The organism is Psychrobacter sp. NG25, assembly GCF_015234355.1.
GTDB lineage: Bacteria > Pseudomonadota > Gammaproteobacteria > Pseudomonadales > Moraxellaceae > Psychrobacter.
This window is the reverse complement of record NZ_JADGMV010000009.1, coordinates 111,654-129,710: the sequence shown is the minus strand read 5'-3', so window position 1 is coordinate 129,710 and position 18,057 is coordinate 111,654. Positions and strand designations below refer to the sequence as shown.

Below are 18,057 nucleotides of genomic sequence, written 5' to 3'. Positions count from 1 at the left end.
ACACTGACCTTAAATGATAACTCGTAAATAGTAATGCTTAATTATAATCAAAGATGGGTTGTTTTTTAGCCCTATTCATTGATAATGTGAGCAGTCACTAGCGTATGAATTTCTGAACAGTAGCGACTTTCATAACGCTATATTAGGGCGTATCATCAATTAGCACATAAATATATTTAGTGGCCTTAAAATGGCTAAATTTTGCTAAACATCGTCAGTAATTTTGCCAATATGTTCATATTAACGGCAATTGCTTCCTTGTTTATCTACAATTTTTCTCATTTTAAGTCTCACAATCTAATTGATGACACGCCCTCGCTAAGCCGCTTACTTCTTATGCCATTTATCATTTATAAGGTTTGACTGTGCCCGCCTCTCCTACTACTAGCCCGCAGCTAGACTCAGCGTCATTACCGGACCAATCCCCTAATCAGTCGGATAATAAGCCGTCACGACCAAATAGACCCAAGCCAAATCGTCTAAAGCTGACTTACGATATCGTAATGATGATCATCATTAGTATTGATCTCTTATTGATTAGTATTGATGCTATTTTGATGAGTAATTTTAGTGCTCATATCGCAGGGTGGCTGACCATTGGTGAGGCTCTCAGTTGGTATCAAAACACCTTGCATGATCCTTTGCGTACTGCTGGTGGCTTCTTTACGATATTCTTAATCGTTGAGCTATCACTGCGTTGGATGATTGCTATTAAAGAAAAAGCCTATTACCGCTGGTTCTTTTTTCCCTTTGTACACTGGTATGAAGTATTGGGTTGCTTTCCGCAGCTGCGCGCTTTACGTTTGTTTCGGGCAGTGGTCATCGGACGACGCTTATATCAGCTTGGCTACCCAGTGCTGCCGCAGCCGTGGATTAATCGCATCAAGTTCTATATTAACTTACTGCTAGAAGAGTTATCGGACCGTGTCATATTGACAACCATCCAAAACTTTCGGCAAGAGCTGACCGACCCTGAAGCGCACAAATCATTTATCGAATCGACGATTTCACGAAATCGTGATGAAATCGAATCGGTGTTGTTGTCTTTACTACGTACAGAGCTAACACCCAAATTGCAGGAATTAACGGCAGCATCAGGTGGCGGCAGTATCTTAGCAGCCGAGGTTGGCAATGCCATTGAAGAAGGCTTGGCCAATACGCCTGAGCTACGTCGTTATCTACGCATGATTCCTATCGCTGGCAGTTTAATTGAATCACAGTTGCAACATGTTGGGCATAATATAGGCGAAAACGTCGTTTACGCACTGAATCAACGTCTCCTTGACCCTAAACTTCTCGATTCATTAATGGTCGCGATTGCCCGTGGTGTTGCACAAATAAATACGGATAATACAGCGCTAGACACTTTGATTTCGAGTATCATTGAAGACAGTTTGACTGAGTTTGAAGCGCAAGTAAAAGTGCAACAGTGGAAACACCAAGACATGCTTAACCTATAAGCCCTACTGCTAATAATATGCTTCGATGATAAAATAGTATGGCAGAGTTATAACATAGACTAAAGTCATAGCACAAAACAGTATGGCTCGATAATAAAAACAGCACCGTGAACACAGCGATAGAATGAATTTTTGAGGATTTATATATGACAGTTTTAGATAGTGACAACCAGACCTCGAACGCAGCACCAACGCCAGCACCAACGCCAGCACTGGCATTTTATGGCAAGATGCTGACCTTTTCACGTTTGCAGTTCAATACAAATGATTTGAGCGCTATTGAATCACAGCTGAATGAAACCTTTAGCAACAAATCTAGCAACATTCCCATTCTTATTGATAGTGAAGTCGAGCAAGATTTGTCAGCGTTAGTAGAACTGTTATGGTCATGTGGTCTACAACCCATCGGTGTAGTCACGGGTATGATGGATTCTCAAGCGCGCGCGCAACGGTTGGCAATATTTCCCGCCGATGGTAAACGTATCGAGCGTATCGTACCCACTAAAAAGTCCACTGCTCCAGTGAGTAAAGCTCTAGAAGACAGTGAAACAGATTCAGCCATTAACGACCATGCGACTTACGTCAGCGAGTCACCTACTGAAACAACCATATCTGATACCTCAACAGAGTCACTAGCAAGTGATGATCATATCACTAGCCTAATCTATGACCAAATGCTACGCTCAGGACAAAGTCTCAATCACGTCGGTGGCGACTTGATTTTGACCAACAGTGTCAATAGTGGTGCTGAAGCAATTACTGACAACAGTCTTCATGTTTACGGCCGTGCTCAAGGCCGATTGGTTGCAGGTGCTACTGGTGACAAAGATGCTCGCATTTTTTGTCAGGTTTTCAATCCTTCACTGGTATCAGTTGCAGGTACTTATTGCTTACGAGATAACTTACCGCCACATGTCGTTGATAAAGCCGTACAAGTAAGATTTGTAGAAGGTGAAGGCTTGGTGTTTACTGTAATAAGTGATACCTAATTTGAATGGCTTTTAAATAAACTCTCAAATGCTATAGTAAGTTTATTTAACAAAACTGTTCTATGATGAATCACTAGCTATGCCACTATTTGTACCTTTCATAAGCGTTTATTTTATTATTCATCATAGGCAGTATTGGCTAATAAATTTTAGGCAATATTACCTTGTAGCCTATATATGAGCAGTTTCCCTGCTTTAGTGCAGACTCGCTATAAATTTTTGTTTATTTATGCTAGGCTAGCTTCGCAGGTAGTGTATATATGCTATAAATGTAATATACAATTGCGCTATTCATATAAAGATATCTCATTGATTCATAGGAGTGTGCCATTGTGGCGAAGATAGTTGTAATCACTTCAGGTAAAGGCGGTGTGGGCAAAACCACTACAAGTGCCTCTTTTGCCGCTGGTTTAGCATTGCGTGGCTATAAAACAGTCGTTATCGATTTTGATGTAGGTCTACGTAATCTAGACTTGATCATGGGTTGTGAGAACCGAATTGTTTATGACTTTGTTGACGTTATTAACGGCAATGCACGTTTGTCTCAAGCTCTGGTTAAAGACAAACAGCTTGAAAACTTGTTCATTCTACCCGCCAGTCAAACGCGTGATAAAGACGCATTGACAGATGAGGGTGTAGCAGAAATAATGGCTGAGCTGTCTAAGCAGTTTGATTATATTATCTGCGATTCACCTGCTGGTATCGAACGCGGTGCTCAGTTGGCTATGTATCATGCTGATGAAGCGATCATCGTCACCAACCCTGAGATTTCTTCAGTACGTGACTCAGATCGTATTATTGGTATTTTGCAAAGTCAGACCAAAAAGGTTGAAGAAAATCAAGGCTCTGTACGTGAGCACTTGATTATTACTCGTTATAACCCTGAACGTGCAGCGGCTAATGAAATGATGGATATCGATACGATTTCTAATGATATTCTAAAAGTACCTTTGCTTGGTGTTGTTCCTGAGAGCCATACTGTGCTTGAAGCATCTAACCATGGCGAGCCTGTCATCCATTATACCGACTCGGTTGCTGGTCAGTGTTATGATGATATTGTTGCCCGTTTCTTGGGTGAAGAGCGTCCACTCCGTCATCTTGACGTGAAGAAGAAAAGTTTATTACAGCGCTGGTTTGGGGGTTAATGATGACTAAGAAAAAAGGATTTTGGAGTAGCCTATTTGGTACTGATGACAGCAACGGCACAGCAGGTAGCGCTAATTTGGCGACTGAACGCCTTAAGGTTATTGTTGCTAGTGAAAACCGCTTAAATAACCGTCTCACTGCTGATCGTATCGAAAAGATGAAGCGTGAAATTTTAGAAGTGGTCAATAAATACGTTAATGGCGTGCAGATTGATGATGTCAATATCAATCATCGTTCTGAAGATAGCCTAGACGTACTAGAGATGAATATCAGCTTGCCTGAGCACAAAAAGTAAAGTTATCGTCATTCCATTATAAAAGCATTACTGAGTTAACCTCGCTTGAAGTATTTAATATATATCTTCACTCGGTTGCTTTGTACTACTTTTAAATTGAATCGACTATATAACAGCAGACAGTTTCAGTTGATGCTTTTATGCTGTATTTCAAAAAAGCCCTCAGTATTATTACTGAGGGCTTTTTTAGTTTGAGTCATGACATTTCTGCTAGCAATATTTAAAACTTTTAGCAACACACAGCTATTTTACAATGGACTATTTCATACGCGCTATCAGATTATCTTTTTTGACAAACTGATGATATAAAGCCGCGCTAATATGAACAGCCGTAAACGCAATAATAGCTTGCCAAATAACATCAGTATGCAGGTTGTTATAGAAACGAGCCAAAGTTCTGTCTGGCGTGACAAATACAGGTATTTGAAACAAGCCAAAAATATCAACAGGTCGACCACCATAGACAGTCATCAACAAACCAACCGTTGGCATTGCTATTAGCAAAGCATATAGTCCAAAATGCGACAAGTGAGACAATAGTAACTGCCATTTAGGCATTGATATAGATGGCGGCGCTTTAGTAAATACACGATTAATCACTCGCGCTATCATCCAAAACAGTAAACTAACGCCAAAAGCTTTGTGCAGTCCGATATAGATATTACTATCAAGATTATTGTTCAACAGCATCATTATCCACGTAATCAATAATAAAACAGCACTGATCCAGTGAAAAATCCGGCTACTGACTGACCACTTTGAATTTGCATTACTCATGAGCTACCCTATTACCCTTATTACTAGTTATCTGTCATCAGCAATATAGATAAAAACAGCTATTTATTCAGGACTCAAAGGCCGTTGAGATAATTTGAACATTCAATTCACTTCATAGTAAACGAATAGAAAGTAGAAGCGAGTCTAGCTGCTTACATCAACCAACTGATGAGCAATTTTATCTAAGTCTGGTATTAAATATACTTTATCCTCAATCATAACGGTCTGAAAAAGGTAGGATAGCATAACGTTTTCATTAAAGGGTACTGCTGTTTCGTTGATATTTGTTTTATCGAAATTTTCAGGTACTTCTATATCTTTAACATCTGAAATACGTACTTGTAATTGGTGTAGCTCACCTGCCGTTTGTAACGCTAAGCGATGCTCTGAGGTATTACCTTCTAGTACGATTATTTTATCTCCTACCTCATTTTGCGGTAGCAAATGGAACACGGCAACTTCTTGTTCCTGCCAGTTATAAGTTGATATGTGCTCGTCATACTCATCCACACTCAAAATCAGACTACTTGGAATCACCCAATCAGGCTGGTTGAATGCCGGAACAATAGTAACGTCGAGCATCCCATTGGTAGTGGTCAACAAACTCACTGCTTCAAACGAATGTTTCAAAATTTGTTTCATACATCACTCACAATAAGTTAGGGTGGAAAGGCTTTGACTGCCCTTTCACTAATATAGTCTGTCAGTTTTTGCGCCAAATCTGTAGGACTACCAATAAAACCACAGTATCCTGAATCGATAATGGCCTGAGGTTGACTCGAACAGGCACTCATGCTGGGGTCTTGGACCCAAAGTTGACTATTATTATCTTGAATGAGATCCAGATACTGAGAGCCGTCATTACCCATACCTGAAAATATGATATTAATAAGCTCACTACCATAAACATCACTAGTGTTTTTCAGGATTTGACCAATTGCAGGCTTATACTCACCTTTCCAAGCTTGGTCTAACAGTATAACTCGACCTGTCGAATCACAGACAATCTGTTTATCAATAGGTGCTATGAGACACTGACCAGCTCGTAAGCGCTGCGAAGAAGTAATGACCTGACAATGCCAATCATTGTGACGGTTCAAAATACGTGGCAATGTATCAATCATGGTTCTATTAAAATGATGTGCTAATAAGATACAAACTGGCAGCGTAGCCGACAAGTTGTCTAAAAACTCTTTGATAGCACTTGGACCACCCATAGAGGCGCCCAGAAAAACCACATAATGCCAATCGGTATCAGTACTATCATGTTTATGAGCTGGTGCATCCATTAGCATGGGTAGTTTAAGCATATGTGCAAGCTTACGTTTGAGCTTACGCTGCCATTTCGCATACTGGGTGGCTTCATTAAGATAAGGTGCTTGACTAAAGCCCACCAACACTGCAGCGGGTCTAGAAACGGTAGTCGCAGTCACAATATTGTCATCGTATTCACTATCTATCAGCCAGATATCAACAACCACATCAGAAAGCACAGTTTTTGCTTGCAACTGCGCCTGTGACATACAACCAACAAGGATAAAGCCGCAACTGCGGACGGTATCCGAAAATGCCATACGCTGATGATGGTCTTCTGCCACGACCATCACCTTAATATCATTCTTGTTTTTATTCCTCAGTGCCACAACACCTGTATTATCATTCATGAGTGAGACTGACCCTCTGACCCAGTATATGCTGTATTTTATTGAGCAGTACTTGTTCTTGGAAAGGCTTACCCATGTAATCATTGACACCAATCTCTAATGCACGCTCGCGATGCTTTTCACCAGTACGCGATGTAATCATAATAATTGGAATATGCTGTAAGCGCTTGCTATATCTGACTTGGGTAGCCACCTCGAAACCATCCATGCGTGGCATTTCAATATCTAATAATATCATGTCCGGTATCATATCTTGTAATATCTCAATCGCATCGACACCATCTTTCGCAAGCGCCACATTGAACCCTTGACGCTCCAAGAAGCGCGACGTCACTTTACGTACCGTGACTGAGTCATCGACCACTAAGATAGTAGACTTAGACTCTAAACCTCTTCGTTTGAAGTCTATAGGTTGCGGTATATTTTGAATCATCTGTGCATTGCGCATTAAAGCGATCAGATCCAAAATTAACATTACCGAACCATCACCCATAATAGTAGCTGCTGAGATACCCGATAGATGTGATAGTTGTTGCCCTAAAGGTTTTACAACTACCTCAATACGTGAGCCTGCGATCTGATCAACTTGTAGCGCAATATTCTGTCCAGTACGGTTCTTAATAATAATTAGTGGTAAACTTGTATTGGTATTAACAACCAACTCGTTCAGTTTATTACCTGATAAAATCTCATTTAAGTAGCGCACCCGATAATCAACATCTTCAAAATTCAGCGTTGGAGCACCGGATTGATAGTAGTCGTACAGTTTTTCAGGATTAACGCGAACCACTCGTTCAATCTGTACCAGTGGTATCGCATAGTAACGATCCGCTGCACGTACAACTAGAGCATCAGATACCGCAACCGTCAATGGTAAGCGCATCGTAAAGCGTGAGCCTTTACCGAGCTCTGAGACAACTGACACAGAGCCGCCTAATTGACGAATCTCACTAATTACCACATCCATGCCTACGCCGCGTCCAGAAATCTGCGTCACCTGTTTGCTGGTACTTAATCCCGCATTAAAGATATATTGCATGATATCAAGGTCAGTTAGACTGGTATCGCTGGCATCAATAAGCCCTTGGGAAATAGCTTTGTTACGAACTGCTTCTACGTCAATCCCCCTACCATCATCCGTTAACTGGATGACAATCTCACTACCTTCGCGATTGACCTCTAGAGTGATGTGCCCGCTACGTTCCTTGCCTGCTCTGAGACGTGTTGAGGTATTTTCGATACCATGATCGACAGCATTACGTAGCATATGCTCAAGTGGTGAAGTCATACGCTCGAGGATGGTTCTATCCATCTCATCATCAGCATTGACGATCGTTAGCTCAACAGATTTGTTAAGTTCATTGGCTGTCTGGCGTACAATACGTTCAAGACGTGGGGTCAAGTGCGTGAATGGCACCATACGCGAGTTCATAAGACCGTCTTGTAGTTCAGTTTGTGTCCTTGATAATTGCAATAGAAGGCTTTCACTATCACGCGTTTTTTCTAATAACGTATGATTAATATCAATCAAATCCGATGCTGATTCTGTCAAAGATTTTGATAGTTGATTTAAAGAAGAGTATTGATCCATCTCGAGAGGGTCAAAATCTTCATTTTGAATCAATTCATCGTCTATCTGAGACAAGATTTGTGCTTCAAGCTCGATTTCCATTCGACGTAACTGATCAGCCAATCGCTGTACGGTAATACCCATATCTTCAAGGCTGTTAGTCAAGCTACTCATACCCATGTCAATACGAGCACGGTTAATGGCTGACTCACCAGACAAGTTAATCATATGCTCAATCAAACCACCTGAGATACGAATCATTTCATTGTTACTGGCACTCTGATCTTCTTCGCTTGTACTGATGATCATAGATGGCATTTCACTAATATCTTTTGCCAGATACTGTGAATCTTGATTTTCTCTAGCAGTCAAGAGTGCTTCACGTTGAGATTGTAGAGACTCTTTAGGTACTTGCTTTAAACTATCAGGATTTTTGCTAAATTGCTGTAATGCCTCAATGAGTAACGCAGGTGTTGGCGGGTTGACATGTTGTCTAAGAATAGACACCGCATCAGCTAGCCAATCATGACTAGCGACTAATAATTCTAATACTTTTTTGGTGGCAGGACGGCGGTTGTCCACAAAATCTTGATACACAGATTCCATTTCATGAGCCAGATCTGCAATACCACTAGCAGTAACCATTCGTGCACCACCTTTGATAGTATGCAAGTCACGCTGTAGGGCTTGTAGTGCTGTTCTATTGCCCGTATCTTCTAAGAATAATTGCAGATACTTATTACGATTGGTAAGCTCCTCTGCTTCTTCTAGAAATACCGCTAATATATCAGGATCAGGCAAACCATTAGCCCATGATTGTTTAATCATTCTATCTAGGCTTGAGCTATCTAATACGTCATCTCTACTAGGCGTATTATTAATAATTTTACTTTGCGTTTCAGGTTCAAAATGATTTTTTGGTACAGGTATGATTAGCTCTACCATTTCTGGCAAGACTTTTACTTTTAAAAGCTGTTGTAACTGCTCAATAAGCTCTGATGCAAAAAATGATTTTTTATAGCTCACGATATGCATGACTTGCAATGACATTGTGTCCTGCACCATTTGCATAACTTCAAGCCATTGGGCTGTCGGTACTCGTCTGTTTTCTACAAATGCTTCATAAACGCTTTCGGCTTCGTGGGTCAGATCACCAATACTGCGAATGCCAGCCATCCGTGCCCCACCTTTGATGGTGTGCAGATGACGCTGCAAAACCTTTAGAGCATTAACGTTACTAATATCCACACGCCATTTATTGAAGCTCTCATCTAATGCGGTATCAAGCTCTTGCGCTTCTTCCAAAAATATTTCTAATAGCTCAGCATCAGTATCGATAGACTCAAGTTGTAGATCGGGTGCTGAGATGGCTCGAACGACGAAAACATCTTCATCTTCACTGCCGTTATCCGCATGGTAAATACTTTGCAGATTCGCAAGAACTTTTTGATCTACTTTCAGTGAGGTACTACCCGCTAACGCATCAAACAAACCAACCAACTGAGCATGACCAGTATGTAAAATAGCTTGAATGTCTGTATCCCTTGCTTTTTCAGGATTGTCGTTTAAATAACCATAGGTGTTACCCAGCTCATCGAGAATTGAGATGAACTTTGGAAATGGTTGTGCTTTATTGGCCAAATATTTTATTTGTGAGATTTGCTGCTCTATATAGTCCTGAATATTTGCTATTTCAGCTTGGTTAAGCGCATCATCCAACTCCCATTGAGCATCTAGTAATTCATCGATATTATCATCTAATAATTGCTCTATCGTTGGTTTGTTATCAAACATAACCTCAGTATCACTAGCGACATGTTGTCCACCAAGCATCGCCTGTAATGAGGCTAGGTCTTGTTGGCTTTGTGCATCTTTTACCAATATATTTTTTGGTTGAACGTTTTGCTTGTAGCTGTTCAAATAACCATCCATGAGTGTAGAAGACTTCGCTAATGCCTCTAAATGTTGAGCATTCATGGCCGTATCTTTCTGCTGTAATAACTCTAAACTATGCTCTATGGTCGCACTTACCTCACTAATAGCAGCTAGAGCACTAGAACCAGAGGCCCCTCTCAAAGTATGGAATGCACGTACAATATCATCTGTTACTTCAATATGAGACTCATCTTGATGCTCATCAACGAATTGATCTATTTCCTGCAATAACTCTTCCGCTTCGTCGATAAAAATCTCACAAAACTCTTTCTCTTCATCGCTTTGAGGCGCTATGATAATAGACGCTTCTGCTATCATTTCATTGACAGAGTTAATCGTCTGCAGCGTAGCATCCATTTCTTTGTTGGCATTATCATAAGCAGGAGTAGCTTCACCTAGCTCAGAAGACAATAATGATGCTTGAGTACTCTCAAGGCCAGACGCATTGGATGCTTTATCATTCTGATATAAAGCAGAGTAGCTGAATTCATCACCTTGCTGCTTACTATAAGCATTGGCGCAGGCGATCCAAAGTGGTAGCGTAGTTGGGTAGTCTTGACTGTCATTTTCAAACACTACTAGCATTGAGGGGTAAGCAGCTAATACATCAGCAATAAGCTGACTCATATCTTCTGAGACCGTAATACTATTATCTAAGATACGATTGAGCATATTTTCTATCGCCCAGGCCAACTCAGCAGTATAGTTGGCACCTACCATGCGGCCTGAACCTTTTAAGGTATGGAAGCCTCGACGAATATCTGTCAGCCCGCTTAAATCATTTGGTGACTGGCACCAATGCTCATATAGAGGTACGATTTCAGCCAGTACTTCATTGGCTTCTTCTATAAATATCTCTTTAATATCGGGATCTGCATCGTTAGCATCAGCTGATAGTTGATCTGGGCCTTGCATGAATGGTACGAGTACCGCAGGAATCTTTATATCAGATAATGAAGCAGCTATATGTCTGCTTTCATCTTTATCATCTGTCGTTTGAGAGTCATAAATCGTGTCGGGAGTGACTCTCAACTCGGCTTCAACAGGCTCAGACACGTTTAGCCCAGCATTCATGGGTTGCTGAGTCATTAAATTATGACTTTGTAGAACCGTAACAGCAGGGTCAAAACTTGGCAATTGCTGCACTTCAAAATCTGTGACTAATGCAGGCAGTTTTTTTGCTGTTTCAATGACTAGATTGACAACATTATCAGTGACAGGCAATGTTTTATCTAAAAGACGATTAAGCAAATTTTCAATTGACCACGCCATCTCACTAATACTAAAAGCACCTACCATACGGCCTGAGCCTTTTAAAGTATGGAAACCCCTACGCACTTCAGTTAGTGGTGTTAAATCTTGTGCATCCTGCTTCCAAATAGGTAAAAAGTCTTCTAAGTCAGCGATGACTTCAGTCGCCTCTTCAATGAAAATGTCACGAATATCTGCATCCATTTCAAAGTTATCAGGCTGAACTTGCGTGCGGGCTTTTGCTAAAGCTTCACTCTCTAGACTATCACTCTCGACAGCACCTTGCTCCTGTATAAGAACATCGTCTACACGTGAATCAGTCAAAGATTCAGCATGAGTGGACTGAGCACTAGTAGGGGCCAATTCACCATTATCGTCATAACGAATTACATTAGTTGCGACTGGCTTTTGCGTGAGAAAGGTTTCATCAACGCTATCTGGTGCGGTAATATAGTTATTAAGTAGATCTGTGGCCTTAGCAGTATACTCATATGCCTGATTCAATAACTTTTGATCGAACACCTGCTGCGCAAGATAATCCAGTAACAGCTCAATAGATGTCAATCCCTCAGCCAATGCCTGAGTGACATCCCAACTAAGCGCGGCAATCTCATGAGCTGCCAACTGTGTAAATATGTTGGATAGCGCATTGATGGTTTCATGAATCTCTGGTAAACCCATCTCAACAAAAGCATCACCAATCTTTGAGAAATCGGTAGCCGTGGGTAGCAAAGTAATATCTTGGCGCTGTACATATTCATGAAAGCTTTGTTTGACGTCTTCTACTGTGATGCGAAGCTCACGCAAGTTACCATCGCTAGCAGTCACAACCTGAACACTTTCAGCTTGTGTATCGATATCATCAGGTATTGTGATAAAAGAGGCCGCATCTCCGATCTTTAGAGATATCGTCTGTTCGGTATTATACAAAGCATTATATAGCTCTTGAAGCTGACGCTCGATTTGCCATTGTTCTTGTGCAAATCCTGTTCTTGATGACAGTGCATGCTCTAGATCTGTAAGAATAGACTCTACTTGTGCAACATAATATATCCAGCCTCGATTCTCGAGTTGGCGCTGTATATTCTGTAAAGGATCTAAAATTGTGTCTGGCTTATCCAGATTAAAAATAAGCGTTTCAAGCTCACTGAGTATACGTGGTAAAAAACGCGATGCTGATGCAGCGCTGTGCGGCAAAATATTCAGTACGGACTGAGTGCTATTACTATTTTGCGCAAGGCTACTTAATTCGATATATACCCTGATGATCAAGCTTCTGACAGTACTCGATGATAGCTCGGTTTGCGCAGCATGCAACTCTATCACTTGATCCAACTGACTTAACAGTGGGGCATAATTCTCAGGTAGTGGTGTCTCATTATTTGCAAGATCGTTTAGCCACAAGTCTGTTAGATACCAGAGACGTTGCTCATCTTCATTTTGAGAAGCTTGCCATAAATATTGGCTTACTCTACCTAATACCGTTAACAAAGATGATTGATTGGTATTGGCCACCAATAATTTTTGTACTTGCTGACGCCAGACCAATAATAACTGTTGGTAGTGATAAATCTCTAGATATATGGTTTCTTTACTTTCTAGAAATTTTACTTCAATACTATCAATGATGTTGTCATCGATCGTATGACCATCTAAGACTTCATGCTGATTAGCCGCAAGAGTTTCTGTTGACTCTATCGCTATACCTAGCTCTGATAGTGCGCGTGCAAGGTTATTAGCAGCATTATTAATCAGCGTTGTGTTGTGACTAGTAGTACGCATATACTGATTCAGCTCACGCTCTAATAATCTATGAGCAGACTGACCGATACGACTGTTATTGATAGAAATACCATCGTGACCACTTGCCTCTACCAATAAACTCAGCTTATTGGCAAGATCTGCTAACAGGGGTAGGCGAATCATTGTTAGCGCGCCGCCAACTTGATGGTAGTTTTTCACCATCTGCTCGTGATTAGTACTGTCATTGACTAGTTGCCAGCCATCAGATATCTGTGATAGTTGCTGATTAAATAGTGGCAATAACCACTCGAGCGTCACTATGTCATTGGGCTGGTTTTTCATAGGGTCATCCTAACTCGTCTAAGCACTAATTTAGGCATTAATTTTTTGCCACACATTAACCTGTGGGTGCGCGATACGGCGCATATTTGAAGGACGCCAAAATAGCGCCTCACCTGGAGCCAATATAATATAACCACCTAATGCACATTGCTCTGATAGCCTTGCTAAAACATCGCGCTGATCAAACTTGCGGAAGTACAGCAACATATTTTGGCAAATGATGACATTTTGGAGATGCGGAGTGGGTGGTTTTTGTTTGATAATATTATGTAAAGCAAAGCTAACATATTGTTGCAAGCTCGGCACTATTTGCCAGTGTGCTTGGTTGCTTGCTATCATTTCTTTAGTAATAGTTGAATCACAAAAATTTAGTTTTCTAATCGCACTATTAGCACACAATGGCTGGATAAACTGCTGGCAACTGTCTGGGATTAACGATTTCTGCCGCTGATCATAATGCCCTGACTGTGCTCGCTTAATGGCTTGATGGCTAATATCTGTACCCAGTATCGTATAATTTTCCAATTTCTCTGAGGCTAAGCTCATTGCTAAGGACCAAACTTCTTGTCCACTTGCACAGCCGACACTCCAAATACGAAACAACTCATCAGAATCACGTTTAATACTATTATCAGTATTGGTAGCAGTTAACCGTGCTCGCTGATGCTGTACTGCATACTCTGTGACGAAATTGATAGAAGGTATATAACGAAAAAATCGACTTTCATGAATCAGTACGTTATCTAATAGCTGTTGACGCATCTCATTATTCGTTGGCAACCGATGCCATAGAGTTTTAGCAGTCAACCCATACGACGATGCAGTGTGGTCAATCGCATTGATTAACCACTGCAACTGAACATCTGGTAGCACAAAACCAATTTCTTGTTCTATGTATCGTCGCCATTGCTGTACATCAAAGCTATTGTTCTGCGAAGAGGCCTCAACCAGTATTGGTTTAATGTGCTTGTTACCATGGTCGTCTGTTTGAATAATTTTATTCACGTCAACTGCTACCTATGATTGCCAATGTAAACCACTATCATTTACATGGTATGTAATTAACATATTAATATAAAATACTGTAGAAACTCTAAATCTTAACTTACTAGTGCTCAAATAATGCCCAACATGATTATCATGCACTTGCTGATAATGCTTGCTCGTTATCTAGCAGCTCATCATCACTCAATACTTTAAAGCCTGTTACGGATTCTTGTAGTGCTGCAGCCATTTCGCTCAGCTCACCAATAGATCTCGCCGTTGCCATCGTACCAGAGGACGTTTGTGAAGTAATATCCTGAATGATATTCATGGTGTGTGAGATATGTCCAGCAGACTCGGCCTGTTGCAATGCAGCATTCGAGATGTTTTGAATCAAATCAGCCAACGTGTTAGAAACGCTCTGTACCTCTTCTAGTGCTTCACCAGCATCTTTTGCTAACCGCGCACCGCGCACAACTTCAGAGGTCGTTGACTCCATCGATACAACCGCTTCGTTGGTATCTGCCTGAATGGTTTTTACCAGTGTTTCAATCTGTTTTGTTGCATTGGCTGAACGCTCAGCCAGTCGCTGTACTTCATCAGCAACAACCGCAAAGCCTCGACCCGCTTCACCAGCCATCGATGCCTGAATAGCAGCGTTCAATGCCAAAACGTTGGTTTGGTCAGCAATATCATTAATCAAACTAACGATATCACCAATCTCTTGCGAAGACTCACCCAGACGTTTGATACGTTTTGACGTCTCTTGAATCTGATCACGAATAACGTTCATACCTTCAATGGAGCGCTGTACAACTTCTGCCCCATTATAAGCAATGGCAACTGAGCGCTGAGCAACAGTCGCAGACTCTGAAGCGTTATTTGAAACTTGGTCGATCGAGATTGTCATCTCATTAATGGCCGCTGATACACCAGCAATTTCTTGCGCTTGATGTTCAGATGCTTCAGCAAGCTCAACCGCATTCATCTGCGTTTGATCTGAAGATTGCGAAACGCGATCAGCCGTATTGTTGATAACCAGTACCAACTGACGGAGTTGGTCAATTGCAAAGTTCACTGAATCAGCAATTGCGCCAGTGAAATCTTCTGATACTGTTGCATTGACCGTCAAATCACCTTCTGCCAAATCACCCAATTCATCAAGCAAACGCAGAATAGCTACCTGGTTACGCTCGTTTTCTTCTTGAATTTGACGCGCACGCTCAGACTCAGCTTCTGCTTCTTGACGTCGACGTAGTGTTTCTTTTTCGATAAGTAATCGTTCTGAGCCACCACGCTGCTTAAGTAATTGGTACAGAGCAAATAGAATCCCCAGCACCCCTATTGCGAACACAACTACGGGCAAAACAACTGACTGAGTAAAGTCAGAAAAATACTGACTCACCGATGATAAGGAATTTACCAACCAAATCAAACAGGCCACACTTATCGAAACAAAAAGCACTAATAATAATTTCCACTCACTATTAGCGTTTGTGCCACCCGCTGTTGCATTAGGTGTACCAGCTACAGGTTTATTTATAACATCACTCATCATGCGTATTCCTTTCAAACAATCATCAAAGTCTTATCGTGACTGACTTTGACAATCTCATTGTTATAAAAACAACAGTGATTAACAAAGCCTGTGTGAATGCTGACATCCAACCGTATCGTATCGTGCGCTATTATTTGATCATAGCCCTAACAGTCAGATATCTGTTATCGATAGCTATATTGCAGCATCGGTATATTGCAAGTCTTGTGCGAGTAAACTGGGCATAAAAACATACCAGTCTTGTTCATTTTTAAAGAACTTACCATGATTATAAGGTGCAAAAGGCGAGTTAGACTCAATTGCCTCTGCACGGTATTGATCATGAGTAAATTGTTCGATACCAATAACTTGATCTACGACCAGTCCTGAAAAGAGATTGTCATGATCGATGACAATGACTTTACGTTGGCTCATTTGCGTTAAGCGACTAGAAACCTGTAGAAATCGGGACAAGTCAGTTATCGGTAGTAAGCGTCCACGAATATTGGCGATACCCAGCATCCAAGGCTTTACTAAAGGCAAGCTGGTATACTCTGGCATGGCTAATACTTCTGATACCTGACCCATCGGCGCAACCAAACGCTGTCCACCAATCTCAAATACAACACCTTGCCAATCATACTCTTGTCCACCGCGGCGACCACTTTTGCGCGCGCGTGCCAAATCTGCTAAACGCAGAAGCTCAATAAAACCTTTGGAAGCCACAATCTACTCCATTACTTTGCGAATGATATTAACCAAGCTATTTTCATCAACTGGTTTGGCGATATACTCTTTAGCACCTTGACGCTTTCCCCAAACTCTATCTGTTTCTTGATTTTTAGTACTGATCATAATCACAGGAATATGATCAGTCGTTTTACCACGAGTAATTTTTCGAGTGGCTTGAAAACCATTCATTTCAGGCATTACTACATCCATCAAGATGACATCTGGTAAATGATCAACTGCCATTTGACAGCCTTGCTCGCCATTTGTCGCCTCTAATACTTGAAAGTTATGTCTAGCAAGCATATCGCGAAATTTCGCCATCTCAGATGGCGAGTCGTCAATGACTAAAACGGTAGTCATAGGAATTTCCTTTATTTTCGAAAATATCCAAGAGGATATGTTGTTATATTATTGAGACAACTAGAGTAAAAATCATTTGCCAGAGATAAGCGGCAAAATCACTTTTTTAACAGTTGTTGTGAAATATTGAGCAATTATTATTAATTGTCACTCATGTTAAGTATTTTGACTTTGTAACTCAACCTACAAAAACATGCATAAATCATACCAACAATAATCCTAAACGAAACTTTATATTTGCAGATGTACATACTTTACTACTAGCAATGACACTTGCTGTATTAGCGGTACTGGTTGATTGCCTCAAACAGCTCGTCTTTACTAAACGGCTTTGTCAGATACTCATCAGAACCAACAATACGACCACGTGCTTTATCAAATAAGCCATCTTTGGAAGACAGCATAATGACTGGTTTGTTAGCATAGTCAGGGTTGTTTTTTATCAGAGCACAAGTCTGATAACCATCTAAACGTGGCATCATAATATCGACAAAAATAATGTCTGGGTTGTTATCAACAATCTTTGCTAAAGCATCAAAGCCGTCAATAGCAGTTACGACTTCGCAGCCCGCTTTTTGAAGTAAGGTTTCTGCGGTACGGCGAATGGTTTTTGAATCATCAATTACCATTACTTTCAAACCATTAAAATCATTTTCCATTATCATTGTCCTATAAACGACTATTTATTCGTAATTCTATCGATCAATACAAAATTTTAACGTGTCATATCACTTATTATCGGATTGATACGAACGGCTAAATTTGCATTACCATGTGTTATGACAGAGAACCTACTATCTGTCAGTATCGGCCCATCAAACATGCTGTCAACATGAGTTACTATACGCACTTTTTTATTAATAACCTTAAAAAAATAAGCCAAAAAAATAAGTTTTTCAGGTGAACTACTCAACTTTCAGTATCACTAATTAAGATAGGGCTCTTTTTATATCATGTAAAGCACTGCCCCACTGACCGCTTGAATTGTTATCTAAATAGAGACAGTTCAAATCAAAATAGTCGATAACTTTATGATATTTTTACATTATATAGAAACGATGAAAATATTGCTGAATAATCTTCTTTTGTTCTATAAATGTATCAATTTACTTTATTAGGTTTGTTTTTAGCACAATTATTGACCTCTTTCTAGTCATAATCAAGTCAATGTACGAACTGCCCAGTAATGTAAAGATTTTTTTTGCTAGCCATATTTGCTATTTTTAACATTATTCGGTCTGGTAATCGCATATTTATAAAATTAAGTAAGTG

Annotated in this window: 12 protein-coding genes and 1 pseudogene; 4 read left to right on the top strand and 9 right to left on the bottom strand. The window is 40.6% G+C overall.

The window, feature by feature from the left end:
* The first annotated feature begins 365 nt into the window (after window positions 1–365).
* The 4 genes from IPZ60_RS13085 to minE all read left to right on the top strand — a co-directional run bounded on the left by IPZ60_RS13085 (window position 366) and on the right by minE (window position 3,890).
* Complete coding sequence (locus tag IPZ60_RS13085; protein WP_194198173.1) at window positions 366–1,460, top strand: hypothetical protein; 1,095 nt, start codon at window positions 366–368, stop codon at window positions 1,458–1,460.
* Window positions 1,461–1,606: 146 nt separating this feature from the next.
* Window positions 1,607–2,449: a septum site-determining protein MinC gene (minC, locus tag IPZ60_RS13080; RefSeq protein ID WP_194198172.1), complete on the top strand. Its 843-nt coding sequence runs from the start codon at window positions 1,607–1,609 to the stop codon at window positions 2,447–2,449.
* Window positions 2,450–2,781: 332 nt separating this feature from the next.
* Entirely contained in the window at window positions 2,782–3,594 is an 813-nt protein-coding gene (gene minD / locus IPZ60_RS13075) for a septum site-determining protein MinD (RefSeq protein WP_194198171.1), read from the top strand.
* A 2-nt stretch (window positions 3,595–3,596) separates the two neighbouring features.
* Window positions 3,597–3,890 (top strand): cell division topological specificity factor MinE, encoded by a 294-nt coding sequence (gene minE / locus IPZ60_RS13070; protein ID WP_110924026.1) that lies wholly within the window; start codon window positions 3,597–3,599, stop codon window positions 3,888–3,890.
* A gap of 258 nt (window positions 3,891–4,148) precedes the next feature.
* Here minE and IPZ60_RS13065 read toward each other — a convergent pair whose 3' ends face one another.
* From IPZ60_RS13065 to pilG, 9 genes and pseudogenes are all read right to left on the bottom strand, one after another.
* The gene (locus IPZ60_RS13065; protein ID WP_194198170.1) at window positions 4,149–4,667 is read right to left on the bottom strand and encodes a cytochrome b; all 519 of its coding nucleotides are present in this window, start codon (window positions 4,665–4,667) and stop codon (window positions 4,149–4,151) included.
* Between the two features lie 144 nt (window positions 4,668–4,811).
* Window positions 4,812–5,309 (bottom strand): hypothetical protein, encoded by a 498-nt coding sequence (locus IPZ60_RS13060; RefSeq protein WP_194198169.1) that lies wholly within the window; start codon window positions 5,307–5,309, stop codon window positions 4,812–4,814.
* Window positions 5,310–5,326: 17 nt separating this feature from the next.
* Window positions 5,327–6,331 carry a chemotaxis protein CheB gene (locus IPZ60_RS13055; protein ID WP_194198168.1) on the bottom strand — a complete coding sequence of 335 codons (1,005 nt, stop codon included), beginning with the start codon at window positions 6,329–6,331 and terminating at the stop codon, window positions 5,327–5,329.
* The gene (locus IPZ60_RS13050; protein ID WP_194198167.1) at window positions 6,324–13,172 is read right to left on the bottom strand and encodes an Hpt domain-containing protein; all 6,849 of its coding nucleotides are present in this window, start codon (window positions 13,170–13,172) and stop codon (window positions 6,324–6,326) included. Before IPZ60_RS13050 ends, IPZ60_RS13055 begins: the two co-directional genes overlap by 8 nt.
* 30 nt (window positions 13,173–13,202) lie before the next feature.
* The gene (locus tag IPZ60_RS13045) at window positions 13,203–14,177 is read right to left on the bottom strand and encodes a protein-glutamate O-methyltransferase CheR (RefSeq protein WP_194198166.1); all 975 of its coding nucleotides are present in this window, start codon (window positions 14,175–14,177) and stop codon (window positions 13,203–13,205) included.
* 133 nt (window positions 14,178–14,310) lie between these two features.
* Window positions 14,311–15,357, bottom strand: a pseudogene (locus IPZ60_RS13040) (methyl-accepting chemotaxis protein); the annotation flags it as partial.
* Between the two features lie 531 nt (window positions 15,358–15,888).
* On the bottom strand, window positions 15,889–16,419 hold the full coding sequence (locus tag IPZ60_RS13035) for a chemotaxis protein CheW (protein WP_194198165.1): 531 nt from the start codon (window positions 16,417–16,419) through the stop codon (window positions 15,889–15,891).
* A gap of 3 nt (window positions 16,420–16,422) precedes the next feature.
* Window positions 16,423–16,785 carry a PleD family two-component system response regulator gene (locus IPZ60_RS13030; RefSeq protein ID WP_194198164.1) on the bottom strand — a complete coding sequence of 121 codons (363 nt, stop codon included), beginning with the start codon at window positions 16,783–16,785 and terminating at the stop codon, window positions 16,423–16,425.
* Window positions 16,786–17,066: 281 nt separating this feature from the next.
* The gene (pilG, locus tag IPZ60_RS13025; protein ID WP_110924035.1) at window positions 17,067–17,444 is read right to left on the bottom strand and encodes a twitching motility response regulator PilG; all 378 of its coding nucleotides are present in this window, start codon (window positions 17,442–17,444) and stop codon (window positions 17,067–17,069) included.
* Window positions 17,445–18,057 lie beyond the last annotated feature (613 nt).